At 71.2% G+C, this 22,674-nt stretch carries 22 protein-coding genes and 1 riboswitch; of the genes, 10 read left to right on the top strand and 12 right to left on the bottom strand.

Annotated elements, in window-relative coordinates:
* Positions 1-21 precede the first annotated feature (21 nt).
* The 4 genes from QE374_RS05500 to QE374_RS05485 all read right to left on the bottom strand — a co-directional run bounded on the left by QE374_RS05500 (position 22) and on the right by QE374_RS05485 (position 4,548).
* Positions 22-1,386, bottom strand: a complete 1,365-nt coding sequence (locus QE374_RS05500; protein ID WP_309732875.1) for an FAD-linked oxidase C-terminal domain-containing protein — start codon at positions 1,384-1,386, stop codon at positions 22-24.
* Complete coding sequence (locus QE374_RS05495; protein WP_234073477.1) at positions 1,383-1,757, bottom strand: YrdB family protein; 375 nt, start codon at positions 1,755-1,757, stop codon at positions 1,383-1,385. The genes QE374_RS05500 and QE374_RS05495 overlap by 4 nt, the downstream gene beginning before the upstream one ends.
* Positions 1,758-1,909: 152 nt before the next feature.
* Positions 1,910-3,070, bottom strand: a complete 1,161-nt coding sequence (nagA, locus tag QE374_RS05490; protein ID WP_309732871.1) for an N-acetylglucosamine-6-phosphate deacetylase — start codon at positions 3,068-3,070, stop codon at positions 1,910-1,912.
* Positions 3,055-4,548, bottom strand: coding sequence for a family 20 glycosylhydrolase (locus QE374_RS05485; protein ID WP_309732870.1), 1,494 nt, complete (start codon positions 4,546-4,548; stop codon positions 3,055-3,057). Before QE374_RS05485 ends, nagA begins: the two co-directional genes overlap by 16 nt.
* 96 nt (positions 4,549-4,644) lie before the next feature.
* Positions 4,645-4,728, top strand: a riboswitch (ZMP/ZTP riboswitch).
* 36 nt (positions 4,729-4,764) lie between these two features.
* Between QE374_RS05485 and glyA the strand changes: the two genes are divergently transcribed.
* Together glyA and QE374_RS05475 are read left to right on the top strand one after the other, a co-directional pair.
* Positions 4,765-6,039, top strand: a complete 1,275-nt coding sequence (glyA, locus tag QE374_RS05480) for a serine hydroxymethyltransferase (RefSeq protein WP_309732868.1) — start codon at positions 4,765-4,767, stop codon at positions 6,037-6,039.
* 138 nt (positions 6,040-6,177) lie between these two features.
* The gene (locus QE374_RS05475; protein ID WP_309732866.1) at positions 6,178-7,062 is read left to right on the top strand and encodes a bifunctional methylenetetrahydrofolate dehydrogenase/methenyltetrahydrofolate cyclohydrolase; all 885 of its coding nucleotides are present in this window, start codon (positions 6,178-6,180) and stop codon (positions 7,060-7,062) included.
* A gap of 97 nt (positions 7,063-7,159) precedes the next feature.
* On the opposite strand, the gene QE374_RS05470 is transcribed toward QE374_RS05475, so the two are convergent.
* Positions 7,160-7,459 carry a metalloregulator ArsR/SmtB family transcription factor gene (locus QE374_RS05470; protein WP_309732864.1) on the bottom strand — a complete coding sequence of 100 codons (300 nt, stop codon included), beginning with the start codon at positions 7,457-7,459 and terminating at the stop codon, positions 7,160-7,162.
* A gap of 5 nt (positions 7,460-7,464) precedes the next feature.
* A complete protein-coding gene (locus tag QE374_RS05465; RefSeq protein WP_309732862.1) occupies positions 7,465-8,568 on the bottom strand; it encodes an oxygenase MpaB family protein in 1,104 nt (367 codons plus the stop codon).
* Positions 8,569-8,720: 152 nt separating this feature from the next.
* On the opposite strand from QE374_RS05465, the gene QE374_RS05460 reads away from it, so the two are divergent.
* Positions 8,721-9,350 (top strand): TetR/AcrR family transcriptional regulator, encoded by a 630-nt coding sequence (locus QE374_RS05460; protein ID WP_309732860.1) that lies wholly within the window; start codon positions 8,721-8,723, stop codon positions 9,348-9,350.
* A gap of 456 nt (positions 9,351-9,806) precedes the next feature.
* Positions 9,807-10,778: an amidohydrolase family protein gene (locus QE374_RS05455; protein ID WP_309732857.1), complete on the top strand. Its 972-nt coding sequence runs from the start codon at positions 9,807-9,809 to the stop codon at positions 10,776-10,778.
* A gap of 15 nt (positions 10,779-10,793) precedes the next feature.
* Here the strand turns inward: QE374_RS05455 and QE374_RS05450 are convergent, their stop codons facing one another.
* Positions 10,794-11,771: a PDR/VanB family oxidoreductase gene (locus tag QE374_RS05450; RefSeq protein WP_309732856.1), complete on the bottom strand. Its 978-nt coding sequence runs from the start codon at positions 11,769-11,771 to the stop codon at positions 10,794-10,796.
* Positions 11,772-11,889: 118 nt separating this feature from the next.
* Between QE374_RS05450 and QE374_RS05445 the strand changes: the two genes are divergently transcribed.
* From QE374_RS05445 to QE374_RS05430, 4 genes are all read left to right on the top strand, one after another.
* Positions 11,890-13,104 (top strand): amidohydrolase family protein, encoded by a 1,215-nt coding sequence (locus QE374_RS05445; RefSeq protein ID WP_309732853.1) that lies wholly within the window; start codon positions 11,890-11,892, stop codon positions 13,102-13,104.
* 136 nt (positions 13,105-13,240) lie between these two features.
* The gene (locus QE374_RS05440; RefSeq protein ID WP_309732852.1) at positions 13,241-14,563 is read left to right on the top strand and encodes an FAD-binding oxidoreductase; all 1,323 of its coding nucleotides are present in this window, start codon (positions 13,241-13,243) and stop codon (positions 14,561-14,563) included.
* Positions 14,560-15,345 carry a creatininase family protein gene (locus tag QE374_RS05435; protein ID WP_309732850.1) on the top strand — a complete coding sequence of 262 codons (786 nt, stop codon included), beginning with the start codon at positions 14,560-14,562 and terminating at the stop codon, positions 15,343-15,345. Before QE374_RS05440 ends, QE374_RS05435 begins: the two co-directional genes overlap by 4 nt.
* A complete protein-coding gene (locus QE374_RS05430) occupies positions 15,342-15,989 on the top strand; it encodes a pyridoxamine 5'-phosphate oxidase family protein (RefSeq protein WP_309732848.1) in 648 nt (215 codons plus the stop codon). The genes QE374_RS05435 and QE374_RS05430 overlap by 4 nt, the downstream gene beginning before the upstream one ends.
* Positions 15,990-16,163: 174 nt before the next feature.
* Here QE374_RS05430 and QE374_RS05425 read toward each other — a convergent pair whose 3' ends face one another.
* Positions 16,164-16,832 carry an NAD(P)H-dependent oxidoreductase gene (locus QE374_RS05425; RefSeq protein WP_309732846.1) on the bottom strand — a complete coding sequence of 223 codons (669 nt, stop codon included), beginning with the start codon at positions 16,830-16,832 and terminating at the stop codon, positions 16,164-16,166.
* Positions 16,829-17,266, bottom strand: a complete 438-nt coding sequence (locus QE374_RS05420; protein ID WP_309732844.1) for a MarR family transcriptional regulator — start codon at positions 17,264-17,266, stop codon at positions 16,829-16,831. The genes QE374_RS05425 and QE374_RS05420 overlap by 4 nt, the downstream gene beginning before the upstream one ends.
* 290 nt (positions 17,267-17,556) lie before the next feature.
* Here QE374_RS05420 and QE374_RS05415 point away from each other — a divergent pair, with 290 nt between their 5' ends.
* Together QE374_RS05415 and QE374_RS05410 are read left to right on the top strand one after the other, a co-directional pair.
* Positions 17,557-19,029 carry an NAD-dependent succinate-semialdehyde dehydrogenase gene (locus tag QE374_RS05415; RefSeq protein ID WP_309732843.1) on the top strand — a complete coding sequence of 491 codons (1,473 nt, stop codon included), beginning with the start codon at positions 17,557-17,559 and terminating at the stop codon, positions 19,027-19,029.
* A 65-nt stretch (positions 19,030-19,094) separates the two neighbouring features.
* A complete protein-coding gene (locus QE374_RS05410; RefSeq protein WP_309732841.1) occupies positions 19,095-19,622 on the top strand; it encodes a GNAT family N-acetyltransferase in 528 nt (175 codons plus the stop codon).
* Here QE374_RS05410 and QE374_RS05405 read toward each other — a convergent pair.
* The 3 genes from QE374_RS05405 to QE374_RS05395 are packed head-to-tail and all read right to left on the bottom strand — an operon-like array spanning position 19,600 to position 22,659.
* Positions 19,600-20,442, bottom strand: coding sequence for a carbohydrate ABC transporter permease (locus tag QE374_RS05405; RefSeq protein WP_309732839.1), 843 nt, complete (start codon positions 20,440-20,442; stop codon positions 19,600-19,602). The genes QE374_RS05410 and QE374_RS05405 overlap by 23 nt on opposite strands.
* Positions 20,435-21,280 carry a sugar ABC transporter permease gene (locus tag QE374_RS05400; protein WP_309732837.1) on the bottom strand — a complete coding sequence of 282 codons (846 nt, stop codon included), beginning with the start codon at positions 21,278-21,280 and terminating at the stop codon, positions 20,435-20,437. The genes QE374_RS05405 and QE374_RS05400 overlap by 8 nt, the downstream gene beginning before the upstream one ends.
* The gene (locus tag QE374_RS05395) at positions 21,262-22,659 is read right to left on the bottom strand and encodes a sugar ABC transporter substrate-binding protein (RefSeq protein ID WP_309732835.1); all 1,398 of its coding nucleotides are present in this window, start codon (positions 22,657-22,659) and stop codon (positions 21,262-21,264) included. The genes QE374_RS05400 and QE374_RS05395 overlap by 19 nt, the downstream gene beginning before the upstream one ends.
* Positions 22,660-22,674: the final 15 nt, after the last annotated feature.

Raw genomic sequence — 22,674 nt, 5'->3', positions numbered from 1 at the left:
GGCACGTGGGACATGCCGAGGTCAGTCGGCGAAGACGACACCGGGATTGAGGATGCCGGTGGGATCGAACACGCGCTTGATGTCGCGCTGCAGTGCCCACTGACGAGCGCCGAGCTCATCGCGCAGCCACCGGCGCTTGAGTACCCCGACGCCGTGCTCTCCGGTGAGCGTGCCGCCGAGGCGCAGCGCCGAGCGGAACAGGTCGTCGGCGGCGCGCCACACGACCTCCGGCACCTCGGGGCCCTCGAAGACGAAGTTCGGGTGGAGGTTTCCGTCGCCCGCGTGCGCCACGGTCGGGATGGTGAGCGCGTAGGCGCGCTCGATCCGCACGATCTCGTCGAACATCGCAGGCAGCGCCGATCGTGGCACCGAGACGTCCTCGATGAGCGTCGTGCCCAGACGCTCCATGGCCGGATGCAGCGACCGCCGCATCCTCAGCAGTGCCTCGCCCTCCGCCTCGTCCGCGGCGAGGCGCACCCGGCCGCCCTCCTCCGCGAGCACCTGCGCGAGGCGCGCGGCATCGGCGGCGGCGGTCGGTCCGTCGGTCTGCACGGTCAGCAGGCTCTCGCTGCCCGCGATCGGCGGCAGGCCGAGCAGGGCGTGCACGGCGGCGAGGCTCGCCGCATCCATCAGCTCCATGATCGCCGGCTGCACGCCGGAGGCGGTGACGGCGGCGGCGCCCGCGGCGGCTGCACGCACGTCGGTGAAGGATGCGGTGAGTGTGCGCGTCTGCCCGGCGACGAGGCGCCGCAGCTTGAGCGTCGCGCCCACGACGACCCCGAGGGTTCCTTCGGACCCGATCATGAGCGACGTCAGGTCGAGGCCGGTCACGCCCTTCACGCTGCGGTGGCCGAGACGGACCAGCTCGCCGTCGGCGAGGACGACGTCGACGCCGAGGACCGCGTCGCGCACGACACCGTACTTGGCGCACAGGAGTCCGCCCGCGCCGGTGGCGATGTTGCCGCCCACGGTCGAGATGTCGCGGCTCGCGGGGTCGGGGGCCCACCACACCCCGTGTCGGGCGAGCGCGGCGTTCAGCTCGGCGTTGATGATGCCGGGCTCCACCACGGCGAGCAGATCGTCGGGTCGGATCTCGAGGATGCGGTTCATCCGCGCGAGCGACAGCGCGATGCGTCCGTCGCCCGCGTTCGCGCCGCCCGCGAGGCCGGTTCCGGCGCCGCGCGGCACGACCGGGGTGCCCGTGGCGTGCGCGATGCGCAGGACCGCCTGCACGTCCTCGATGCTCTCGGCATGCACGACGGCGAGGGCGCGGCCGTCGGCGGCGTGGCCGGACTTGTCCGCACGGAAGGCCTCGAGCATCGCCCCGCTCGTGTCGATCCGATCGCCGAGCGCCTCACGCAGCAGGTCGACGACCGACGCGGTCATGCGAAGCGGCGGCGTCCGACGACAAGGCCCACCGTGACCGCGACCACGGCGTACGCGATGCCGATCCAGGTGAGGCCGAGAGACCACAGGGCGGCCGTCGCGGCGGCGTAGACCAGCAGCTCGGCGATGGCGCGCACGAACGGGTGCACGGCGAAGACGGCGCGGGGGGAGACGAACAGCGCCCACAGCACGATCGCGGCGGCGGGGGTGAGGATGCCCACGACGAGGTTCCAGGGGAACGGCCACGTCGCGAAGCCCCAGATCGCCAGCGCGACGATGCCGCCGATCTCGCACAGGAACGCCACCACGTCGAGGGCGGACAGCGCGGGGCGCGTGCCGGCGGGCAGGGGCGCGGACGAGGGGGTGCTCACTCCGCCATTCTACGCGGGCGCCCGGCGCCTCCTCGCGGCGACCCCTTCCCGTCGCTTCGCCCACGAGACAGCATTTGCCGCACGAGATCACGGGTATACACCGTGATCTCGTGACGCAGATGCAGTTTCGGGAGGTGGGGGTTCGGAGGGGGTCAGATCGGGTCGCCGGCCAGCCACACCCCGGCGACGCGGAGGTCGGCGGTCAGCAGCACCGCGTCGGCGAGGCGGCCAGGCTCCAGTGCTCCGAGGTGATCGAGGCCGAGCACGCGCGCGGGGGTCTCGGTGAGGGCGCGCACGGCGGCGGGCAGTGCCACCCCCGCCGCCACCGCGACGCGTAGCGCCGCATCCTGCGTCAGCGTGGATCCGGCGATGGTATCGGTGCCCGCCACGTGCGCGACGCCGTGGGCGACCTCGACGTCGAGCGCGCCCAGGTGGTACGCGCCGTCCGCGGCGCCCGCTGCGGCCATCGCGTCGGTCACGAGCGCGAAGCGGCCGGCGGCGGCGGATGCGGCGATTCGCACGATGTCCGGATGCAGGTGCACGCCGTCGGCGATGATCTCGAGCACGACCCGGTCGTCCGCGAGCGCCGCCCCCACCGGCCCGGGGGAGCGGTGGTGCAGCCCCGGCATCGCGTTGAACGCGTGCGTCAGCACTCGCGCCCCCGCGTCGAAGGCCGCGGCCGTGAGGGAGGCGTCGGCGGAGGTGTGACCGACCGCCGCGACGACGCCGGCCTCCACGATGCGGCGGACGGCGTCGAGGCCGCCCGCCAGCTCGGGGGCGATCGTCACCTGGCGCACGGTACCGCCGCCGGCGGTCAACAGCATCTCCAGCGTCTCGGGGTCGGGGCTCCGCAGCAGGTCGCCGGCGTGGGCCCCCCGACGGCTGGGTGCGAGGAACGGGCCCTCCACGTGTGAGCCGAGGATGTCGGGGTCGGTGCGGGTGAGGGCCGCGATCGTCTCCAGGCGGGCGGCGAGGTCGCCGAGCGTCGCCGTCGCGAGCGAGAGCACGGCACGTGTGGTGCCGTGTGCGCGGTGCAGCGCACGAGCGGCGCGCACCGCATCCGGTCCGTCCTCGTAGGAGTGGCCGCCGCCGCCGTGCCCGTGCAGGTCGATGAATCCTGCCGTGAGCACGGCGTCGGCGCCGGCCTGCGCGCGCGCATCGACGATCGTGTCGCCGTCGTGCGCGCGCCAGTCGTCGCCCGTGCCTCGGTGCGTGATGCGGCCCGCATCCCAGCGCACCCAGCCGTCCGGCGTCTCGCGGCCGCCGTCGACGATCCGAGCGGAGTGGACGATCACGCTCACGGTCGCCGCCACGGAACGTCGTCGATCCGGCGATAGGCGAGTCCGTCGGCATCCCACCTGGTCGCGAGATCCGCCAGGCGCTCGCGGAAGCTCTCCCAGGACCGGGAAGCGCCAGCCGACCACGCCACCTCGGCGGCTGCGGCGAGGCGCGGGAACGCCATCTGCTGGATGTCGTGCTCGCTGCGGATCGTCTCGGTCCACAGGGCCGCTTCGACGCCGAGGATCTGCTCCTCGCGGATGCCGGAGACGACCTCGGCGGGCTCCCAGTCGTACGCGCGGCGCAGCGGCGTCGGCCCGTTCGCCCACGTCAGGCCCTGCGGGGAGTCGGCGCTGTCCTTCATGTCGAGGTACACCGCGTCGGCAGGCGACAGGATGAGGCGCCCGCCGCGCTCGACGAAGCCGCGGGCCTTCTCGTCGGCGCCGTCCACGGGGTGCACGAAGCCCCAGTACTGGCCGATCGTCCCCGGCGTGAGGTGTGCGGCGGCGCCCGCTTCGTGCCAGGCGACCGGGGTCTTGCCCAGCGAGCTCACGAGCGCGGTGACCTCCGCGATCGCCGCGTCGTAGTCGTCGCGCGAGGTGCCGAGGGCCTCGTCCCCGCCGATGTGAAGATAGGGGCCGGGGGTGAGCTCGGCCAGCTCGGTGAACACATCGCGCAGGAACGCGCTCGTCTCGGCATCGCCGATCCGCAGCGACGAGAAGCCGACCCCGAAGCCGGTGTACGCCTGCCCCGCGACGGGCAGGCCGCCGCCGAACTGCGCTGCCGTCTGCTCGAGCTCGGCGCTGACGACGGGCGCCTGGGCGATCCCGGGGTACGCGAGCCCGACGGCGTGTGTGTGCCCCGGCACATCGAACTCGGGGATCACCGTGATGTGACGGGAGGCCGCCGCATCCAGGATCCGCTGCCAGTCGACGCGTGAATAGCAGCCGCCCGCATCGCCCAGCGCCGCCGAATCCGAGGCTCGTTCGGCCAGTCGAGGCCGCGAATCGAGCGCGAGCCGCCACCCCTGGTCGTCACTGAGATGCAGGTGCAGCGCGTTGAGCTTGAGCTCCGCCATCCGATCGAGGAGGCGCTCGACGACGTCGGCGGCGAAGAAGTGCCGGGCGACGTCGAGCATCAGCCCGCGGTGGGCGAAGCGTGGCGCGTCGTCGATCACCACAGCCGGCCACACCCACCCCTGCCGCGTGGGCGCCACGAGCTGGAGCAGCGTGTGCACGCCGTGCTGCAGGCCGGCGGCGTCGGATGCGGTGAGCTCGACCGTGTCCGCATCGATCACCAGCCGGTACGACTCCGCGGCGCCCTCGCCGTCGATGCGCAGGCGGATCGGGGCGTCCGGTGCCGCGGGGAGCATGCGGGCCGTGCGGCGGTGCAGCCGCTCGAGCAGGAGGGCGACCGCATCCGTGTCGCCGGTGACCGAGACCGCGTCCGTCAGCACGAAGGCGCCGTCGCCGAGTGTCACGGACGTCGGTCGCGGGACCAGGCCGGTTGACATGTAAGGAACCTTAACAAACCTGCTCCCGCCGCACCATGCGTCCACCCGCGCGGTGCCGGGCGTTCAGGTGTGCCCGGTGTCCGCTTCCGGTATGCTCGATCGCGTCGCGACTGGCGTTGAGGTGGATGACCACCGGGGAGCGACCGACACGGTATTCGGCCGTACGCCTGGGCCGATACGGAACCCATCTGTCCGAAACCGTCGTCAGGGAGAGTCATGACCGACCCGTACTTCAACGCCCCCCTCGCAGAGGTCGACCCCGAGATCGCCCAGGTGCTCGAGCGCGAACTCGAGCGTCAGCGCGGGTATCTCGAGATGATCGCGTCCGAGAACTTCGTTCCCGTCTCCGTGCTGCAGTCGCAGGGCTCCGTGCTCACCAACAAGTACGCCGAGGGCTACCCCGGTCGCCGCTACTACGGTGGCTGCGAGGAGGTGGACGTCGCCGAGGAGCTGGCCATCGCCCGCGCGAAGTCGCTGTTCGGCGCGGGCTTCGCCAACGTCCAGCCGCACTCCGGTGCGTCCGCCAACGCCGCCGTGCTGCACGCGATCGCCCGCCCCGGCGACACCCTGCTCGGTCTCTCGCTCGACCAGGGCGGTCACCTGACGCACGGCATGAAGATCAACTTCTCCGGCCGCCTTTACAACATCGTCGCGTACGGCGTCGACCCGGAGACGAGCGTCATCGACATGGAGGAGGTGCACCGCCTCGCCGTCGAGCACAAGCCGAAGGTCATCATCGCCGGCTGGTCCGCGTACCCCCGTCAGCTCGACTTCGCGCGCTTCCGTGAGATCGCCGACGAGGTCGGCGCCTACCTGTGGGTCGACATGGCGCACTTCGCCGGTCTCGTCGCCGCGGGCGTGCACCCGAACCCGGTCCCGCACGCGCACGTAGTCTCCTCGACCGTGCACAAGACGATCGGCGGCCCCCGCTCGGGCTTCATCCTCACGAACGACGAGGACCTCGCGAAGAAGATCAACACCGCCGTCTTCCCCGGTCAGCAGGGCGGTCCGCTCATGCACGTGATCGCCGCCAAGGCGACGGCGTTCAAGCTCGCCGCGACTCCCGAGTTCAAGGAGCGTCAGGAGCGCACCGTCCGCGGCGCGGCCATCCTCGCCGACCGGCTTGCGCAGCAGGACGTGAAGGACGCCGGTATCGCGGTGCGCTCGGGCGGCACCGACGTGCATCTCGTGCTCGTCGACCTTCGCGAGGCGGCCATCGACGGCAAGCAGGCCGAGGATCTCCTCCACGACATCCACATCACGGTCAATCGCAACGCGGTGCCCAACGACCCGCGTCCGCCGATGGTCACCTCCGGTCTGCGCATCGGTACGCCGGCGCTCGCGACCCGCGGTTTCGGCGACGCAGAGTTCACCGAGGTCGCCGACATCATCGCGCTCGCGCTGCTGCCCGGTGCCGACGTCGCGGCGCTGCGCACCCGCGTCGCGGCACTGACCGCGGCGTTCCCGCTGTACCCCGACCTCCAGCAGTGATCGGAACGGATGCGGCAGCACCGGGTGTTGCCGCATCCGTATCCCTACGTGCATAGTGATTGAGTACCCTCGGTCGCGACGCTGCGCTCATCGCGCAGATCGGCGCGTGCTCGGGGCGGGCTCGAAGAGGAGACGACAATGACCGCGATCACACTCGACGGCGTCCGCACCGCGGCCGCGATCAAGGAAGAACTCACCGCGCGCGTCGCGGCGCTCGCCGAGCGGGGAGTGGTTCCCGGCATCGCCACGGTGCTGGTGGGGGCCGACCCCGCCTCGCAGCTGTATGTGGGGATGAAGCACAAGCAGTCCGTCGCGATCGGGATGAACTCGATCCAGCGGGAGCTGCCCGCGGACGCCACGCAGGAGGACGTCGAGGCGTTGATCGACGAGCTCAACGCCGACCCGACGTGCCACGGGTACCTCGTGCAGCTCCCGCTGCCCAAGCACCTCGACACGGATCGCATCCTCGAGCGGATCGACCCCGACAAGGATGCGGACGGCCTGCACCCCACCAACCTCGGCCGTCTGGTGCTGAACGTGAACACCCCGATCACCTCGCCGCTGCCGTGCACGCCGCGCGGTGTGATCGAGCTGCTGCAGCGCAACGGCTACGACCTGGCCGGCAAGCACGTCGTGGTCGTCGGCCGCGGCGTCACGATCGGCCGCTCGATCGGGCTCCTGCTGACGCGTCGCGACATCAACGCCACGGTGACCCTGACCCACACCGGTACCGCCGACCTCCCGTTCCACCTCGCCCAGGCCGACGTCGTGGTCGCGGCCGCCGGCGTCAAGCACCTCGTGCGGGCCGAGCACCTGCGCGCGGGCGTCGCCGTGCTGGATGTCGGCGTCACGCGCGAGACGCACCCGGAGACGGGCAAGAGCATCGTCTACGGCGACGTGCACCCCGATGTCGTGGAGGTCGCCGGTTACGTGTCGCCGAACCCCGGCGGTGTGGGGCCCATGACGGTGGCCCTGCTGCTCACGAACGTCGTCGAGGCCGCGGAGCGCGCGGCCGGGCTCTGACTCGCCACGGCCCGGCACGGCTCAGTCGGATCGGGTGCCGCCCGCATCCGTCGCGCGCTGACGCGAGAGTTCCGCCTGAGCCGTGCAGTCTGTGCCCTCACGCCGTGTGCGCGGCGTTCTCCTGCGGGTCGAAACGGTAGGCCCAATCCTCGATCGCGCGCAGCGCCGTCCCGTCCACACGATGCAGGTGTCGGTGGGACTGCTTGCTCATGACGATCAGGCCAGCGGTGCGGAGAACCCCGAGATGGTGCGACGCGGCGAATCGGCTGATGTCGCTTGCCTCGGCGAGTTCGAGCACACCCGCCTGTCCACGGCGTGCGCCCCGCAGATGCTCGAGCATGGCGAGTCGATCTTCATGAGCGAGCGCACGGAACACCTCCGCCATCCCGGTGGTCATGGCCGTCAGGCTGCCTTGAGTGCGACGTCTCGGTGGAGCCGGCGCGCATTCTGGATGAGATCGACCCCGTCGGGTCCCCAGAGCAGACGCATGATGCGCGCCTCGTTGGCGGGGCTCTGGATCTCACGGATGTCGTGCTCCCTGCGTAGGAGCACGGCGTCCGACTCGGCGACCTGCTCGGCGGACATTCCGGCGGCGCGCTGCAGTCGCTCGGGCAGTGCGGCGTTCATGACGTCGTGCCACTGCTCGTAGACCTCGGTCAGGGCATCGGTTGCCCGCGTGTGGCTAGGGTGCCAGTTCTGTTGGCCCACGAGCTTGTACTGCTGGATCATGTGGACGCCCGTCTCGCGATCGCGGAACACGCTGTCACGGAGACCGAAGAACGGTGCGTACTCGTCGTAGAGGGCGTCCAGGTCCGCCATGCTGTGAGGGATCTCGGCTTCGTCGGCTCCGACGAGGCGGAGGTACGCGCCCATCTCACGGACGTACTGGTCGCGCTGGGCGTCCGTGAGCGGATGCGGCGGTGTGTCGCCGTGCCAGGCGAGCTTTTCGTAGACGAAGAGCATCGCGTGCATCTCGGTGATCGCTGCCCACATCGCGTCGCGCGGCTCGGCGGCGGCGTAGCCGCCCAACGAAGGGTCTTCGGGGTCGATGAGATCGCCCTGGACGTGCCCGTGGATGCGGTGCAAGTGCGTGGCCATCTTGGTCGCCGTGCTCGTGTCGCCGAGCCACATGGGTGCGTGCATGCCGGAGTTGCGCTGGAACCGCTCGAAGAACTCGAACATCGTGAACCGTCCGGATCGTGCCCGACGCGAAATCGGATCCGCGTCACGGATCCCCGCGGTGATCGGCTTGTACATGAACTGGACGGTGCCCTGTGCGGCGGTCTCGAACACGATCGTCGCCGGATGCAGGATTACCTCCCACGTGATCGATCCCGGTCCGAAGAGGCCGTAGTCGGGGGAGCCGTCTGCGTTCGTCGACTCCCCGGCTGGAACGACCTCGCCGAAACGCCGCCACCGGGCGGCATCTCCGAGCATCAGTTCCTCGGTCAGAACCAGCTTCGCCGACTCCGATTCCGATTCGATCGGTGAGGCGGTCGTGTCCATATGAGACTCCTTCGTCTTATTTTCGTACGCACACCGTACGAAAGGCACATTAACCTCGGTTCGGTGGCCGCGCAAGAACCGGATGCGAGCTCCGGTGCATCATCGCCTGCCCTTGTCGATATCGTGAGGATCGAGCCGAGACGGGAAAAGGTGTGAGTCCAGCAGAGCAGCGTCAGACCGGACGTCCCCGTGACCCCGAGATCAGAACGAAGGCTCTCCTCGCAGCGCAGCGCGTGTACGTGCGCGCCGGGCGCGCCGGGTTCACCTTCGAAGCCATCGCGCGCGAGGCCGGCGTCGGTAAGCCCGCGCTCTACCGCCGCTGGGCCACCGCCGAAGAGCTGATGCGCGACGTCCTCCGCTCACACGTCCTGGTGGGGGCTGAGACGCCCGACTCCGGCATCCGGGAGCAACTGACTCAGATCGCGTTGGCCACCCTTCGGCTCGTGCAGTCCGAGCAGGGAACGTTCATCTTGCGCGTCAGTTCCGAACGCGAAGCACAGCCCGAGCTGTTCGGCCGGTACTTCGATCGACTGCGCGAGGTCATCCATACTCAGAACCGCGGTCTCGTCGAGAAGGCGGTCGCGCGGGGGGAGCTTGCCGACGACTGCGATGCGGACGCTCTGTTGCTCTCGATCACCGGCGCCATGCTGGTAGGAGCCCTCATGGGGTTCGCGCCCGATCCGGCCGCGGATGCCGCCGGCGCGTCGCAGTTCTGTCGCACGGCCATCGAGCAGGTACTGCGGGGGGTGCTACCAGCTGTCCCGGCTCATCGGAAGGATTGAGCATACGGGTCGGGTATCGAGCGTCGATGCCGAGCGTGTCGAGATCGCCCCGTGCCGGCGGCCCTGCGCGCGCCCGCGGTAACGTGCCGGTGATCTGGGGCTGAGACGATCGGGCCATGCTCACCCTGCGCGGCGCGCGCCGCATCCTCGTCGATCGTCACATCGAGCGGGAGGGCGACCTCGTTCTCGACGGCGCCGTGGTGTCGGCATCGTCCGCAGTATCGGGCGAGCAGCTCGATGTCTCCGGCTGCGTCGTGACGCCGGGGCTCGTCAATGCGCACCACCACCTCCTGCAGACCGGCTTCCGCACGCTGCCGGCAACCCGCGGGGTGCCGATGCGGGACTGGCTGCCGGCGATGGCCGCCGCGCTACGCGGATGCCGGGATCGACGCGTCTCTCACGGGAGTCACGGCCGCCGCAGGCATCGCGGAGTCGCTGCTGAGCGGGGTGACGACGGTGGCCGACCATCATCTGAACTGGCCCGATCCCGCGCGCTCGCCGCATCCGGTCGACGACACGGTCGCGATCGCCCGATCCGTGGCGGATGCGGCCGCCGAGCTCGGCGCCAGGCTCGTGTTCGTGCGCGGTTCGGCGCGGGACGCCCCCGGGGCCGCCGAGGCGAGCGCGCGCGCCATCGCCGCCCACTTCCTCACGCCGGATGCGGGCGGGGTGAGCGCGGACGGGATGGTGCAGCTCGCGGTGGGTCCGGCGGGCGTGCACTCCGACGGCGAGGAGACCTTCCGCGCGCTCGGAGCCGTCGCGCGCGACTACGGCCTGCGCCGTCGCACGCAGGCGAACGAGCAGGTCGACACGCAGATCGCGCTCGATCGGTACGGCAGACGGCCCCTGGACCTGCTGGAGGAGTGGGGCTGGCTCGCGCCCGACGTCACCATCGCGCACCTGTGCGATGTGACCGACGCCGAGATCGACCGCCTCGCCGCGGCGGGGGCCACGGCGACGCACGCCCCCGGGTGCGACGTGCCGATGGGCTGGGGCGTCGCGCCGGTCGCGCGGATGCGGGAAGCCGGCATCGCGGTGGGCCTCGGGACCTCCGGCGGGGGCTCCAACGACGCAGGCCACCTGCTGGCCGATGCGCGACTCGCCCTGCAGGTGTCGGCGCTCCAGGGTGCGCAGCTCGATGCGCGCGACGTGCTGGAGATGGCGACGGCCGGGTCGGCGGCGGGGCTCGGTCGGCCCGAACTCGGTCACCTGAGGCCCGGAGCGGCCGCGGACGTGTGCGTGTGGGATATGGACTCGGTGGCGGATGCGGGTGTCGCGGACCCCGTGGCGGGACTGCTCTGGACCGCTCCCGGGCGCAGACCCCGGCACGTGATCGTCGCGGGCCGCGTGGTCGTGCGCGACTACCGCCTCGTGCAGGCGGACGAGCGCGAGATCGTCGAACGACTCCGGGCGCGAGTCGGTCGCTGACCCACGCCCGCGCCCTCAGAGATCGAGCACGATCCGTTCGCACGCGGCGCGCGAGACGCAGACCATCATGACGGGCGAATCGCGCTGCTCGATCGGGGTGAGCACCGAGTCGCGGTGCTCGATCTCACCCTCGAGCACCGGCACTTCGCACGTGCCGCAGGTGCCGCGGCGGCAGCTCGACAGCACGAGCGTGTCGGGGGACTGCTCCCGGATGGCATCGAGCACCGACTGCTCGGGCGGGACCACGACGACCTCGCCGCTCATCGCCAGCTCCACCTCGAACGGGCCCGGCCACACCGGTTCCCCGAACTCCTTCGCCTCGAATCGCTCCACGTGCAGCGCACGCTCGTCGACGCCCGCATCCAGCGCGTCCAGCATCCGCTTCGGGCCGCACGCGAACACGGCCGTGCGCTCGTCGAGGGATGCGACCAACCCGTCGATGTCGAGGCGTGCGCCCTCGTCGGCGGCATGGATGCGGACGCGCTCGCCGAAGGCGTCGGAGAGCTCCGCCGCGAACGCCATGCGCGAACGCGAGCGCCCGGCGTAGTCCAGCTCCCACTCCGCGCCCGCGGCCTCGGCCGCGGCGGCCATCGCCCGGATCGCCGTGATCCCGATCCCGCCCGCCACGAACCGGTAGCGCGTGCCGGGGGAGACCTCGAACGGGAAGTGATTGCGGGGGCCGCGGACGCGCACGCGCGCACCGACCGCCAGTTCGTCGTGCACGCGCACCGATCCGCCACGCCCGCCGGTCTCGCGCAGCACCGCGATACGCCACCGCCCGCGGTCGGCGGCATCGCCGCACAGCGAGTACTGGCGCTCCACCGGGCCGGTGCCGTCGGCATCCGTGAGGATCACGTCGAGGTGGGAACCGGGGGTCCAGGCGGGCAGATCGCGCCCGTTCGGGGACACCAGATCGAAGGCGACGATGTCGCCGGCGAGCGCGGTGCGCTCCACAACCACGAGATCGCGCTCGACGTCGCTGAAGTAACTCACAGCGCGCCACGCTAATCGGCCCGTGTGACGAGCAGATGACGACCGGCGCGTTACCGGCGGGAAATGCGCGGCGGATACGGTCGGCGCTGGCGCCGGACGGTGCCGGGGAGGGAGCACCATGATCGAGTCGCCGCAGTCCACGAGGATCGATCGGATCGCGGGCGCCACGCTCGCGGACGGCTCCCGCGTCGACGTCGTGGTCCAGGACGGCCGGATCGCCGCCGTGACGCCGGCGGCCCCTGTCGCGGCAGTCGGCGCGCACGATCTCTCCGGCTATGTGCTGCTCGCCGCGGCGGCCGAGCCCCACGCGCATCTCGACAAGGCGCTGAGCTGGGACGCCATCCGCTCGCCGATGGGGGATCTCCGCGCGGCGATCGCGGCGTGGCGCGTCTACGCCGAGACGATGACCGTCGCCGACGTGGTCGCACGGGCTCGCACGCAGGTGCTCCGGATGCTGCGCAACGGCACCACTGCCATCCGCACGCACGTCGACGTGCTGCTGGGCGATGCACCCCTCCGCGGCGTCGAGGCGCTCGTCACGCTCCGCGAGGAGCTGGCCGCTCTCGTGGACATCGAGATCGTCGCCCTCGCCGGGCCCGACGTCCCGACCGCGCACCTGGAGGCGGCGTTGGATGCGGGCGCCGACGTCGTCGGGGGAGCCTCCCACCTCGCCGACGATCCGATCGCGGATCTCCACCGGTTGCTCGACGTCGCCGAGCGTCGCGGCGTCCCCGTCGATCTGCACACGGATGAGGGGCTCGCAGCGGCCGTGACTCTCGACGCGTACGCCCGCCGCACCCGGGGCTGGTCGCAGAACCGCTCCGCGGGGCACTGCGTGCGACTGGGAACCCTGGACGAGCCGCGGCGCGACGAGGTGATCGCGGAGGTCGTCGCGTCGGGGCTGGGCATCATCGCCAACCCGATCACGAATCTGTCGCTGCAGGGGTGGGGCGCCCCCGTCGCGACGCCCCGTGGCATCGCGCCGGCCCGGGCGCTCCTCGCCGCGGGCGCGCGGTTCGCCGCCGGCGCGGACAACGTGCGCGACCCGTTCAACCCGCTCGGACGCGGCGACGCGCTCGAGACCGCGATGCTCCTCGTCGTGGCCGCGCACCTCACGGCGGACGAGGCGTACGCGGCGGTCTCCACCGGCGCGCGCGAGGTCATGGCGCTGCCGGAGGCGGGGGTCGTCGTCGGTGCCCGAGCCGACCTGCTGGCGGTGCGGGCGGAGTCGCTGGTCCAGGCGATCGCCGAGGCGCCGGCGGACCGCCTGGTGATGCGTGGTGGTCGGATCGTGGCGGCCACGACGACCGAGGGATGGGTCGCCGCCCCCTGATCGCAAACCGCGTGTTGCGTGCGCGAAACATGAACGGCGCATGATGATCGCGGGCCACGGCCTCTGCGCGGCGAGTGACTCATCACCCGGCTCGTCGCGCTCCTTCGTCGGGAGATGCACGCGAAGGAGGATTCCCATGACCGCACCCGATTACGCCGCCCTCGAGGGGGAGCTGCGCGATCTGCTCGGACCCCGCGGCGTCTCCAGCGACATGCGCCAGCGCGAGAAGGCGTCCGTCGACGGTGCCCGGATGTCGCCGATCATCGCCGAGATGCTGCCCCTGGGCATCGCCGACCTCGTCGCGTTCCCCACGACCGCGCAGGAGATCGCGGACGTGGTCGGCCTCGCCGCGCGGCACGGCGTGGCCATCACGCCGCGCGGCAAGGGCACGGGCAACTACGGGCAGGCGATCCCGATGCCGGGCGGTCTCGTGCTCGACACCTCGCGCGCCCGCACGATCGTAGAGGTGGGCGACGGCTGGATCACGGCGGATGCGGGTGCGCCGATGAACGCCCTCGAGGCCGCCGCCCGCGCCGCGGGTCAGCAGCTGTGGATGTATCCGTCGACCGTGCACACCACGATCGGCGGATTCCTCGCGGGCGGATCCGGCGGGACGGGCACGATCGCGCACGGCTCGAACGATGCCGGGTTCGTCGTCGCGCTCGACGTCGCGACGCCCGCATCCGGCGGCGCGCTGCGGCACGTGGAGGGCGATGAGGCGCAGGGCTACGTGCACAACTACGGGACCGCGGGCATCATCGCCCGCGCCACGGTGCGCCTCGAACCGCTGCAGGAGTGGCGCGGCCTCTACGCGTCGTTCCCGGACTTCTCCGGCGCCCTGTCCGTGCTGCGAACGCTCGGCCGGATGACGCCCGCGCCGCGGCTCGTGTCGGCCGACACCCCGCACATCACCGCGCAGCTGCCCCCGGACGAGGCGTTCCCCGCGGGGCGCAGCTCGCTGCGCATGATCGCCGACGCCCGCATCCTCGAGGAGGCGATCGCCGTCATCGAGCGGGGCGGCGGCACGATCGAGGATGTGCGGGAAGGGCCGGGCGTCAGCGCGGCCATCTCGGTGCTCAGCTACAACCACCCGATCGAATGGCTGCAGAAGTCCGAGCCGGGCGTGTACTTCCATGTCGAGGTGTCCGGTGACGCGCTGGTGGAGCGCATCGACGAGGTCCACGCCGTCTACCCCGGCGGCCAGCTGCACATCGAGGCGGGCCACACCGTCCCGATCGGGATGCTGGCGGGCGTCTACGAGAGCCCGGAGGCCGTCTACGCCGGCATCGAACGCCTCGGCGAGCTGGGCGTCGGCGTGCACAACCCCCACCAGTGGAACGTCGACTTCCGCCTCGGCGAGACGGTGGAGCTGGCGCGGCGCACCGACCCGCAGGGCCTGCTGAATCCGGGCAAGCTCAACCCCGGCTATGCCGGCCCGACCAAGGGGGCGATCCGATGACGGCGACCACGAGGCGATGGGACGATCTCTCGGGTCCGGCGCTGGTCGCGGCCACGAGCGACCGGTCGATCGCGGTGGTGCCGATCGGAGCGATCGAGCACCACGGTCCGCATCTGCCGCTGCGCACCGACACGCTCATCGCGGAGGCCGTCGCCGCCGCAGCCGTCGAGCGCGTCGTGGCGCGGGGTGTGGACGCGTGGCTGCTCCCGACGCTCGCCTACGCGAAGTCCGACGAGCACTACTGGGCGCCGGGAACGCTCTGGATGGAGGGGACGACCCTGCTGCAGCAGCTCGTCGAGATCGGCCGCGCCATCGCGCAGACGCCCGTGCGCACCGTCGCCTTCGTCAACGGGCACGGCGGGAACGTCATGCTCCTCGGCTGGGTCAACCGGGAGCTCCGGCGTCGATTCGGGCTGCGCTCGTTCTCGATGGGCTCGGGCGCAGGAGTCGCGGGCGACGGACGCGACGGCCGGCCGGACGAGCTCGGACAGGGCATCCACGCCGGGTGGGGAGAGACCTCGGTGGTCATGCACCTGGCGCCGCATCTGGTGGCGGAGGATCTTCCGCCACGCAACGTGCCCGAGCGGATCGCGGGGCTGACCCACATCGGCTTCAACGCCAAGCCCGTGATGTTCGGCTGGACGAGCGACGACTTCGGTCCCGACGGGGTGATCGGGGATCCCACCGGGGCCAACGCGGAGGACGGGCGGAGGATCTTCGAGGCCGGCGTCGCTCTCGTCGCCGAGGCTCTCATCGAGATCGACGGATTCGAGTTCGCATGACCGGCCCTCCCGCATCCGACGTCGTCGCCCTCCGGGTGCCGCGCATCGACGTGACCACCGATCCGGTGCACGCCGACGACCCGCCACGCGACCCCCTGGCCCTCGCGGCTTCCTGGCTGCCCGGTGAGGGCGAGGAACGCGCCCTCATGACGCTCTCCACCGTCGACGAGGAGGGCTTCCCCCGCGCGCGCACCGTCATGCTGACCGAGTTCGACGGGCAGCGCTTCTTCTTCCACACGGATGCGGCGAGCCGGAAGGTGCGGGAGCTGAGCCTGAATCCGCGGGTCGCGCTGACCGTGCTCTGGCCCGGATTCACGCACCAGCTCGTCGTGCAGGGGACCGCGGCCGTCGCGGAGGAGGATGAGATCGCCCGCGCCTACGCGGGCCGTTCCGACTACCTGCGCCAGCTCGCCTGGCTGAACACCGCCGAGTACGCCCGCCAGCCGCGTGCGCGCCGGGAGCGGCAATGGGCGGCGTTCGCCGCGGCGAACCCGCATCCGGCGCAGCCCGACGGCTGGATCGGCTACGCCGTGCGCCCTCGGCGCATGCTGTTCTGGACGTCGCATCCCGCCGCCGCCAGCCGCCGCCTCGAATACGTGCGCGAGGACGGCGGCGGCTGGATCTGCCGACACCTGCCGGGCTGAGTCAGCCGCCCGGCGCTGGGTGTGGCGGTCGGACGCGAGGTGTGGCGGGCGCGCGCGAGGTGTGGCGGGCGGGCGCGAGGTGTGCCGGTCGGAGAATGTGCGCAATGTCGGAGGATCCGCGCCGCATCCTCCGACATCGGCGTGAATCACCGACCGAGTGAGTTCGGCGGCGCGTCAGACGCCGGCCCCGGCCCCCGCACCCGCTCCTGCGCCCGCGGGTATGCGGCGTCGGACTGGACGCCCCGCATCCCGCGCGCCCAGTCGGGCCGCCTCGGCGATCCACGCCCGACGCGTCTCGTCGCTGCGGTGGCGGACCTGGTCGAAACGGGTCACGCCGATCGTGCGCACCCCGCAGTAGCCGAGCACCGCGTTGCGAAGGCTCGTCTCCGCGGCGTGGCGGTACACGACGGCGTTCCACGCGCGCGGCGAGTCCATCGTCATGACGATGCGGGCGGTGCGGCCGGTGAGGAGCTTGTCCCACAGGGGCCCGGTCGGGCGGTAGCGGAACGCGAACCCCGACAGGAAGACACGGTCGATGAACACCTTGAGGGCGCCGGGATACGTGCCCCACCACTGCGGGAAGAAGAACACGAGATGCTCCGCCCACGCGATGTCCTCGATCGCTCGCGCCGCGACCGCGTCCAGGGGCGCGTCCTCGGACGTGCGGGGCATCCGCACCTCGCCCGCCGTGCGCGGGTGAGCGGGGGCCTCCTCGATCGCGAGGTCGATCACGCGCACCTCGGCACCGGCGGCGCGGGCCGCATCCGTGTACGAGGCGGCGAGGGCGTGGTTGAGGGTGTCGGGCAGTGGGGTGCCGACGATGACGACGATCCTGGTGCTCACGGGGACTCCTTCTCTCGGACGAGCTCCGTCAGCACCTCCAGCTGACGGGCGAGCACAGCGCGATCGACTCCGGTGTCGATCAGGCGCGGATCGTCGAAGAGGCCCATGAACTCGGCGTCGAGTTCGCCGCCGGCGCGCTCGACGAGGCTCGCGCCCGCATCCGTCAGCCCGACGAGGATGCGGCGCCCCGGACCGTTCGAGGTGCGCACCCACCCCGCCTCGGCGAGATGCGGCATCCGCTTGCTGACGGCGGCCTTCGTGACCATGAGGCACCGCGCCAGCGAGGTCAGATCGAGCGGTTGCTGATCGGCGATCGTGGCGAGGTAGATGAAGTCGCCGATCGAGATCCCGTAGGTGCCGCGCAGGCGGGCATCCGCGAACGCGTCGACGGTCGCGACGAGCTCATGCAGGGTGAAGGAGATCCGTTCGGCCACACCATGAGTCAACCAGTTGACACATCATGAGTCAACTGGTTGACACGTGATCTGCGCGCGAGCGCCGGAGAATCCGCGCGCCGTCGGAGGATGCGCGGCGAAATCTCCGACGGCGGCACGAATCTCCGACCGGCGGCCCAGGGGCGGGCGCGCTGCAGCGGCACCACATGCTGTACACGGCGGCGAGGCCGGATGCGGGGGCGCGCCGCGCGGGCGAATGCCGGCCGCCTGCCGGCGGATGAGAATGGGCAGGTCCCGACGGCGGGACGACCTGACCGAGGAGAGCCGAGATGACCGCACTCACCGAGACCGACCTGCTCGCCCGCGTCCGCTCGCAGCTGTTCATCGGCGGCCAATGGCGCGACGCATCCGACGCCCAGACGCTGGACGTGCGCGATCCCGCCACCAACGCGGTCGTGAAGACGATCGCGAGCGCCACGGTCGCCGACGGCGCCGCGGCACTGGATGCGGCCGTCGACGCGTTCGAGTCGTGGTCGCGGACCCCGGCGCGCGAGCGGGCGGAGCTGCTGCGGCGTGCCTTCGATCTGCTGCAGGAGCGCAAGGAGGAGTTCGCGCTGCTCATGACGATCGAGATGGGCAAGCCGCTCGCCGAGGCCCGCGGTGAAGTCGTGTACGGCGGCGAGTTCCTGCGGTGGTTCAGCGAAGAGGCCGCCCACGTGCAGGGACGCTATGGCGCCAACCCCGAGGGCACCGGTCGCATGATCGTCTCGCAGCACCCCGTCGGCCCGTGCTACCTCATCACCCCCTGGAACTTTCCGCTCGCGATGGCGACGCGCAAGATCGCCCCCGCGCTCGCCGCGGGTTGCACGGTGGTCATCAAGCCGGCCGAGCTCACCCCGCTGACGACGCTCTACTTCGCCCAGCTGCTGCAGGATGCGGGTCTTCCGGACGGCGTGGTCAACGTCATCACCACGTCGCACTCCGGCGCCGTGTCGGAACCGATCATCCGTGACCCGCGCCTGCGCAAGCTGTCGTTCACGGGCTCGACGCCCGTCGGCGTGAAGCTGCTGGAGCAGGCTGCCGGCGGCGTACTGCGCACCTCGATGGAGCTCGGCGGCAACGCGCCCTTCCTCGTCTTCGACGACGCCGACCTCGACAAGGCCGTGGAGGGGGCGCTGTTGGCGAAGTTCCGCAACATCGGTCAGGCGTGCACCGCCGCGAACCGCTTCCTCGTGCACCGCAGCGTCGCGGAGGAGTTCACGCGTCGCGTCACCGAACGGGTGCAGGCGATGCGGGTCGGTCGCGGCACCGAGGAAGGCGTGGCGATCGGTCCGCTCATCGACGACCGCGCGGTGGCGAAGGCGGAGGCGCTCGTCTCGGATGCGGTCTCGCGCGGCGCGAGCGTGCGCACGGGTGGAGCGGCGATCCCGCGCGAGGGCACGTTCTTCGAGCCCACGGTCGTCTCCGACGTCGCGGCGGGAAGCGACATCCTGCGCGAGGAGATCTTCGGCCCGGTTCTGGCGATCGTCCCCTTCGACGACGAGGACGAGGCGGTAGCCCTCGCCAACGCCACCGAGTACGGACTGGTGTCGTACGTCTTCACCGAGAACCTCGCGCGGGGCCAGCGCATGATCGAGCGCCTGGAGACGGGGATGATGGGGCTCAACGTGGGCGTCGTCTCCAACGCGGCCGGCCCGTTCGGCGGGTGGAAGTCCTCGGGTCTCGGCCGCGAGGGCGGCGCGGAGGGCATCCACGAGTACCTGCAGACCAAGTACACGCTCACGCCCAACCCCTTCGCCTGAGCATCGGGTGCCGCCGTCGCGCAAACACGACGCCTGCCGCCCAGCGAGCATGGGACATTTGTGGGATGGACGATTCCGCCGCGCTCCGCGTCGCTTTGCGCCCCTACTCATCGGCCGACGCGGCAGCGACGCTCGCCGTGTTCACCGACGCGATCACGCAGACGGCATCGGCGCACTACACACCCGAGCAGATCGAGGCGTGGGCGAGGCCGGGCCGGCGTGACCTGCCCGCGTGGGATGAGGCGATGAGCGGGCGAGGCAGCATCGTCGCCGTCGCAGGCGACGAGGTGGTCGGATTTTCAGACGTCGGGCAGGACGGCTACATCGATATGCTCTTCGTCTCTCCTCGACATGTCCGCCGCGGAATCGCCCGCTCGCTTCTGGCGTTCATCGAGTCCCGGGCGCGGTCGTCAGGGATCGCGGAGCTCACTTCCGACGTCAGCGTGGCAGCACGTCTCTTCTTCGAGAGCGTCGGGTTCGAGATCGTCAGAGAGCAACGGCCGATCAAGGAGGGCGTCGCGCTCACGAACTTCCGGATGCGGAAGCTCCTCACCGGCGGCTCGGTGGCGCTCAGCGCACCGCGCCGGAGGTGAGGCCTCCTACGAGCCACCGCTGCAGGAACACGGCGGCCGCGAAGACGGGGATCACCCCGATGACGGATGCGGCCGCGATCTTGCCGACGTGAGGGGTGCGTTCCCCGTAGAACAGCGAGAGCACCACCGGCAGGGTTCGGGCATCCGGCGACTGGGTCAGGAACGTCGCGAGCAGGAACTCGTTGTAGTTCAGCACCCCGGCGATGATGCCCACCGCGACGAGCGCGGGAGCGACCAGCGGGGCGACGACAGACACCAGCACGCGGACGGAGCCGGCGCCGTCGATCCGCGCCGCCTCCTCGATCTCGATCGGGAGCTTGCGCAGGAACCCCTCCAACAGCCAGATCGCGACCGGCACGTTGACCAGGGCGTAGACCAGCGTCAGGCCCCACAGCGTGTTGTTGGCGCCGAGCAGGCGCAGCAGGGTGAACAGCGGCACGACCGCGACGATCGGCGGCAGCAGCCACGGGCTCATGATCGTGCCCGCCAGCGTCGCGCCGCCGGTGCGGAAGCGCACCATCGCCCAGGCTCCCGGCAGCGCGATCAGCAGGGAGACGACGGCGCCACCGATCGCGGCGATCAGGGAGTTGGCGATGCCGCGCAGCAGGTCCGACTGCGTGAGCACCTCGGTCCAGTTCGAGAATTGCGGCACCGCAGGGATCAGCACGCCCTGACCCGTCTCGTTGCGGCCCATGAGCGATACCGACACCAGGTACAGCAACGGCACCACGAAGAACAGCACCAGCGCGGCGAGCACGACGGTGGACAGGATGCTGCGTCGAGACGCACGCGGACGCCGGGAGACGAGGAGATCACTCATGGTTGGCCTGCAATCTGCGCGCCACGAGGGCGAAGGGAAGGGTGGCGACGGTCACGAGGACGGCGAGCAGCAGGGTGATGACGGCGGCTTTGCCGAGGTCGAACTCGCGCAGGGCCGCCTGGTAGATCAGGTAGGACGTCGTGGTCGTGGCCTGCCCCGGACCTCCCGAGGTCATCATGAAGACGAGGTCGAAGACCTTGAACGCCAGCACGAGGCGGATGAAGAAGGCCGCCGCGACCACGCCCGAGATCGCGGGGAGCGTGATGTGCCGGAAGAGGGCGAACCCGTGCGCGCCGTCCAGGCGCGCCGCCTCGAGCGTCTGGGCGTCCTGTGCGAGCAGCGCCGTGAACACGAGCAGGGCGACCAGCGGCGTCCACTCCCACACATCCGCGAGTGCGATGCCGGGCAGGGCCCACGTGGTGGAGGAGAGCGGGGCGATCGCGTCGCGGGGAGCGCCGAAGAACCCGAGCACGGTCGCGAGGAGCCCGCCGCCGGGGTTGTAGACGAGCTTCCACAGCGTTCCGACGATGACCGGCGGTGTGATGAGCGGCAGCAGCAGGAGCGTGCGCACGAGGGAGCCGCTGCGCACCGCGCCGTGAAGCGCGAGCGCAGCCACGACGCCCAACGCGAGGCTCACCACCGACACCCCGAGGGCGTACACGAGGGTGCGACCGAGGGTCGCGACCGCATCCGCATCCCCGAGCACCTTCTCGATGGTCTCGGTGCCCACCCACTCCTGGAACGGCCGGCCGAGCGAGGAGTCGGTGAACGCCGCGCCGAGGATGAACAGCAGCGGATACACGCCCAGCACGACGAGGGCTAGAACGCTGGGTGCCACGAGCGCGCGGTGCGCCCACGCCGGACCCCGAGGGATGCGGCGCGGGCGCGCGGGCGTGAGAGCGTCAGCCAAGGAGCTCTTCCCACTCCGCCTGGGTGGCGTCGAGGGCTTCCTTGGCGGTGACCTCGCCCGCGACCAGCTTGGCCAGCTCGTCCGTGAGCACCTCCGCGGCCTGCGTGGCGTTCTTTCCGGTCGGCCAGGCGAGCGCGCCGTCGAGCGTGGCGCGGTTCACGCGCTGCAGGTCGGGGTATGCGGTGCCGTACGCCTCGCTCTCGAGCGAGGAGATCCGGTTGGGATCGATGCCCGTCTGGGGATCCGCGACGAGGAGCTCCTTGTTGATGTCGCTGGAAGACGCCCAGGCGATGAAGTCGCGTGCGAGATCCGTCTTCTGGGTGTTCGCGGCGACCACCCACGTGAAGCCCGCGACGAGGGAGGCCCCGGGAGGTCGTGTTGTCGCCGCCGACCGGCAGCAGCGTCACGCCCCACTCGCCCTTGACCGTGGAGTCGGGGTTGGTCTCGGACCCCACCCCGAGGTCGGTCCAGTTCTCGATGAAGGCCGCGTGCCCCGCGTACCAGGCCGAGTTGCCCTCGCCGAAGGCGGTCTCGGCGGGGGTGGGGTAAGCGGAGGGCAGGGCGTCGGCGAGCGACTGGGCGGCAGCGATCGCCTCGAGGGAGTTGATGACGGGCTTGCCGTCGGCGTCGACGAACTCGCCGCCGAAGCCCGCGAGACGGTTCGCGAAGCTGGCGCCCAGGATGAGCGGCGACTTCTGACCGAAGATCACGTTGCCGTAGACGCCGTTCGCGCTCTCGTTCGCGGTGATCGCGCGGGACTGCTCGATGTACTCGTCCCAGGTGGCGGGCGGCTGGGTGAAGCCGTTCCGCGCCAGGATCTCCTTGTTGTAGAACAGCACGTGCGTGTCGCCGTCGAACGGGAGCCCGTACCGGCGTCCATCGACCAGGCTGTACGGATCGTAGATCGAGGGAATGAAATCGTCGGTCTTCAGATCGGCGTCGCTGTCGATCCAGTCGGTGAGGTCCTGGATGGCGCCGGCATCGGCCAGGTCGCCGATCGACACGTACCAGGGCGCGGCGACGTCGATCGTGTTCGCGCCCGACTGCTGATCGAGCGCGAGGGTGTTGCCGATCTCGTCGTAGGGCACGATGACGGGGTTGATCTTGATCCCTGTCTCGGCCTCGTAGCGCTCGGCGAGCAGCTTCGACGCGCCCTCGTGCGACGAGATCAGCAGGACGGTGAGCTCTTTGTCGCCGCCGTCCGCCGCAGCGGATCCGCCCGCGCAGGATGCGAGGGCGAGGGCGGTGACCGCGAGCGTTGCGGGGACGGCGAGCCGGCGCAGGATGCGGCGGGAGGAAGCGGACATGACGGGCCTCTCGGG

It is taken from the genome of Microbacterium sp. SORGH_AS_0428 (assembly GCF_031453615.1).
GTDB lineage: Bacteria > Actinomycetota > Actinomycetes > Actinomycetales > Microbacteriaceae > Microbacterium.
Note: the sequence above shows the minus strand (reverse complement) of the source record. Positions and strands in the feature narration are given on the sequence as shown.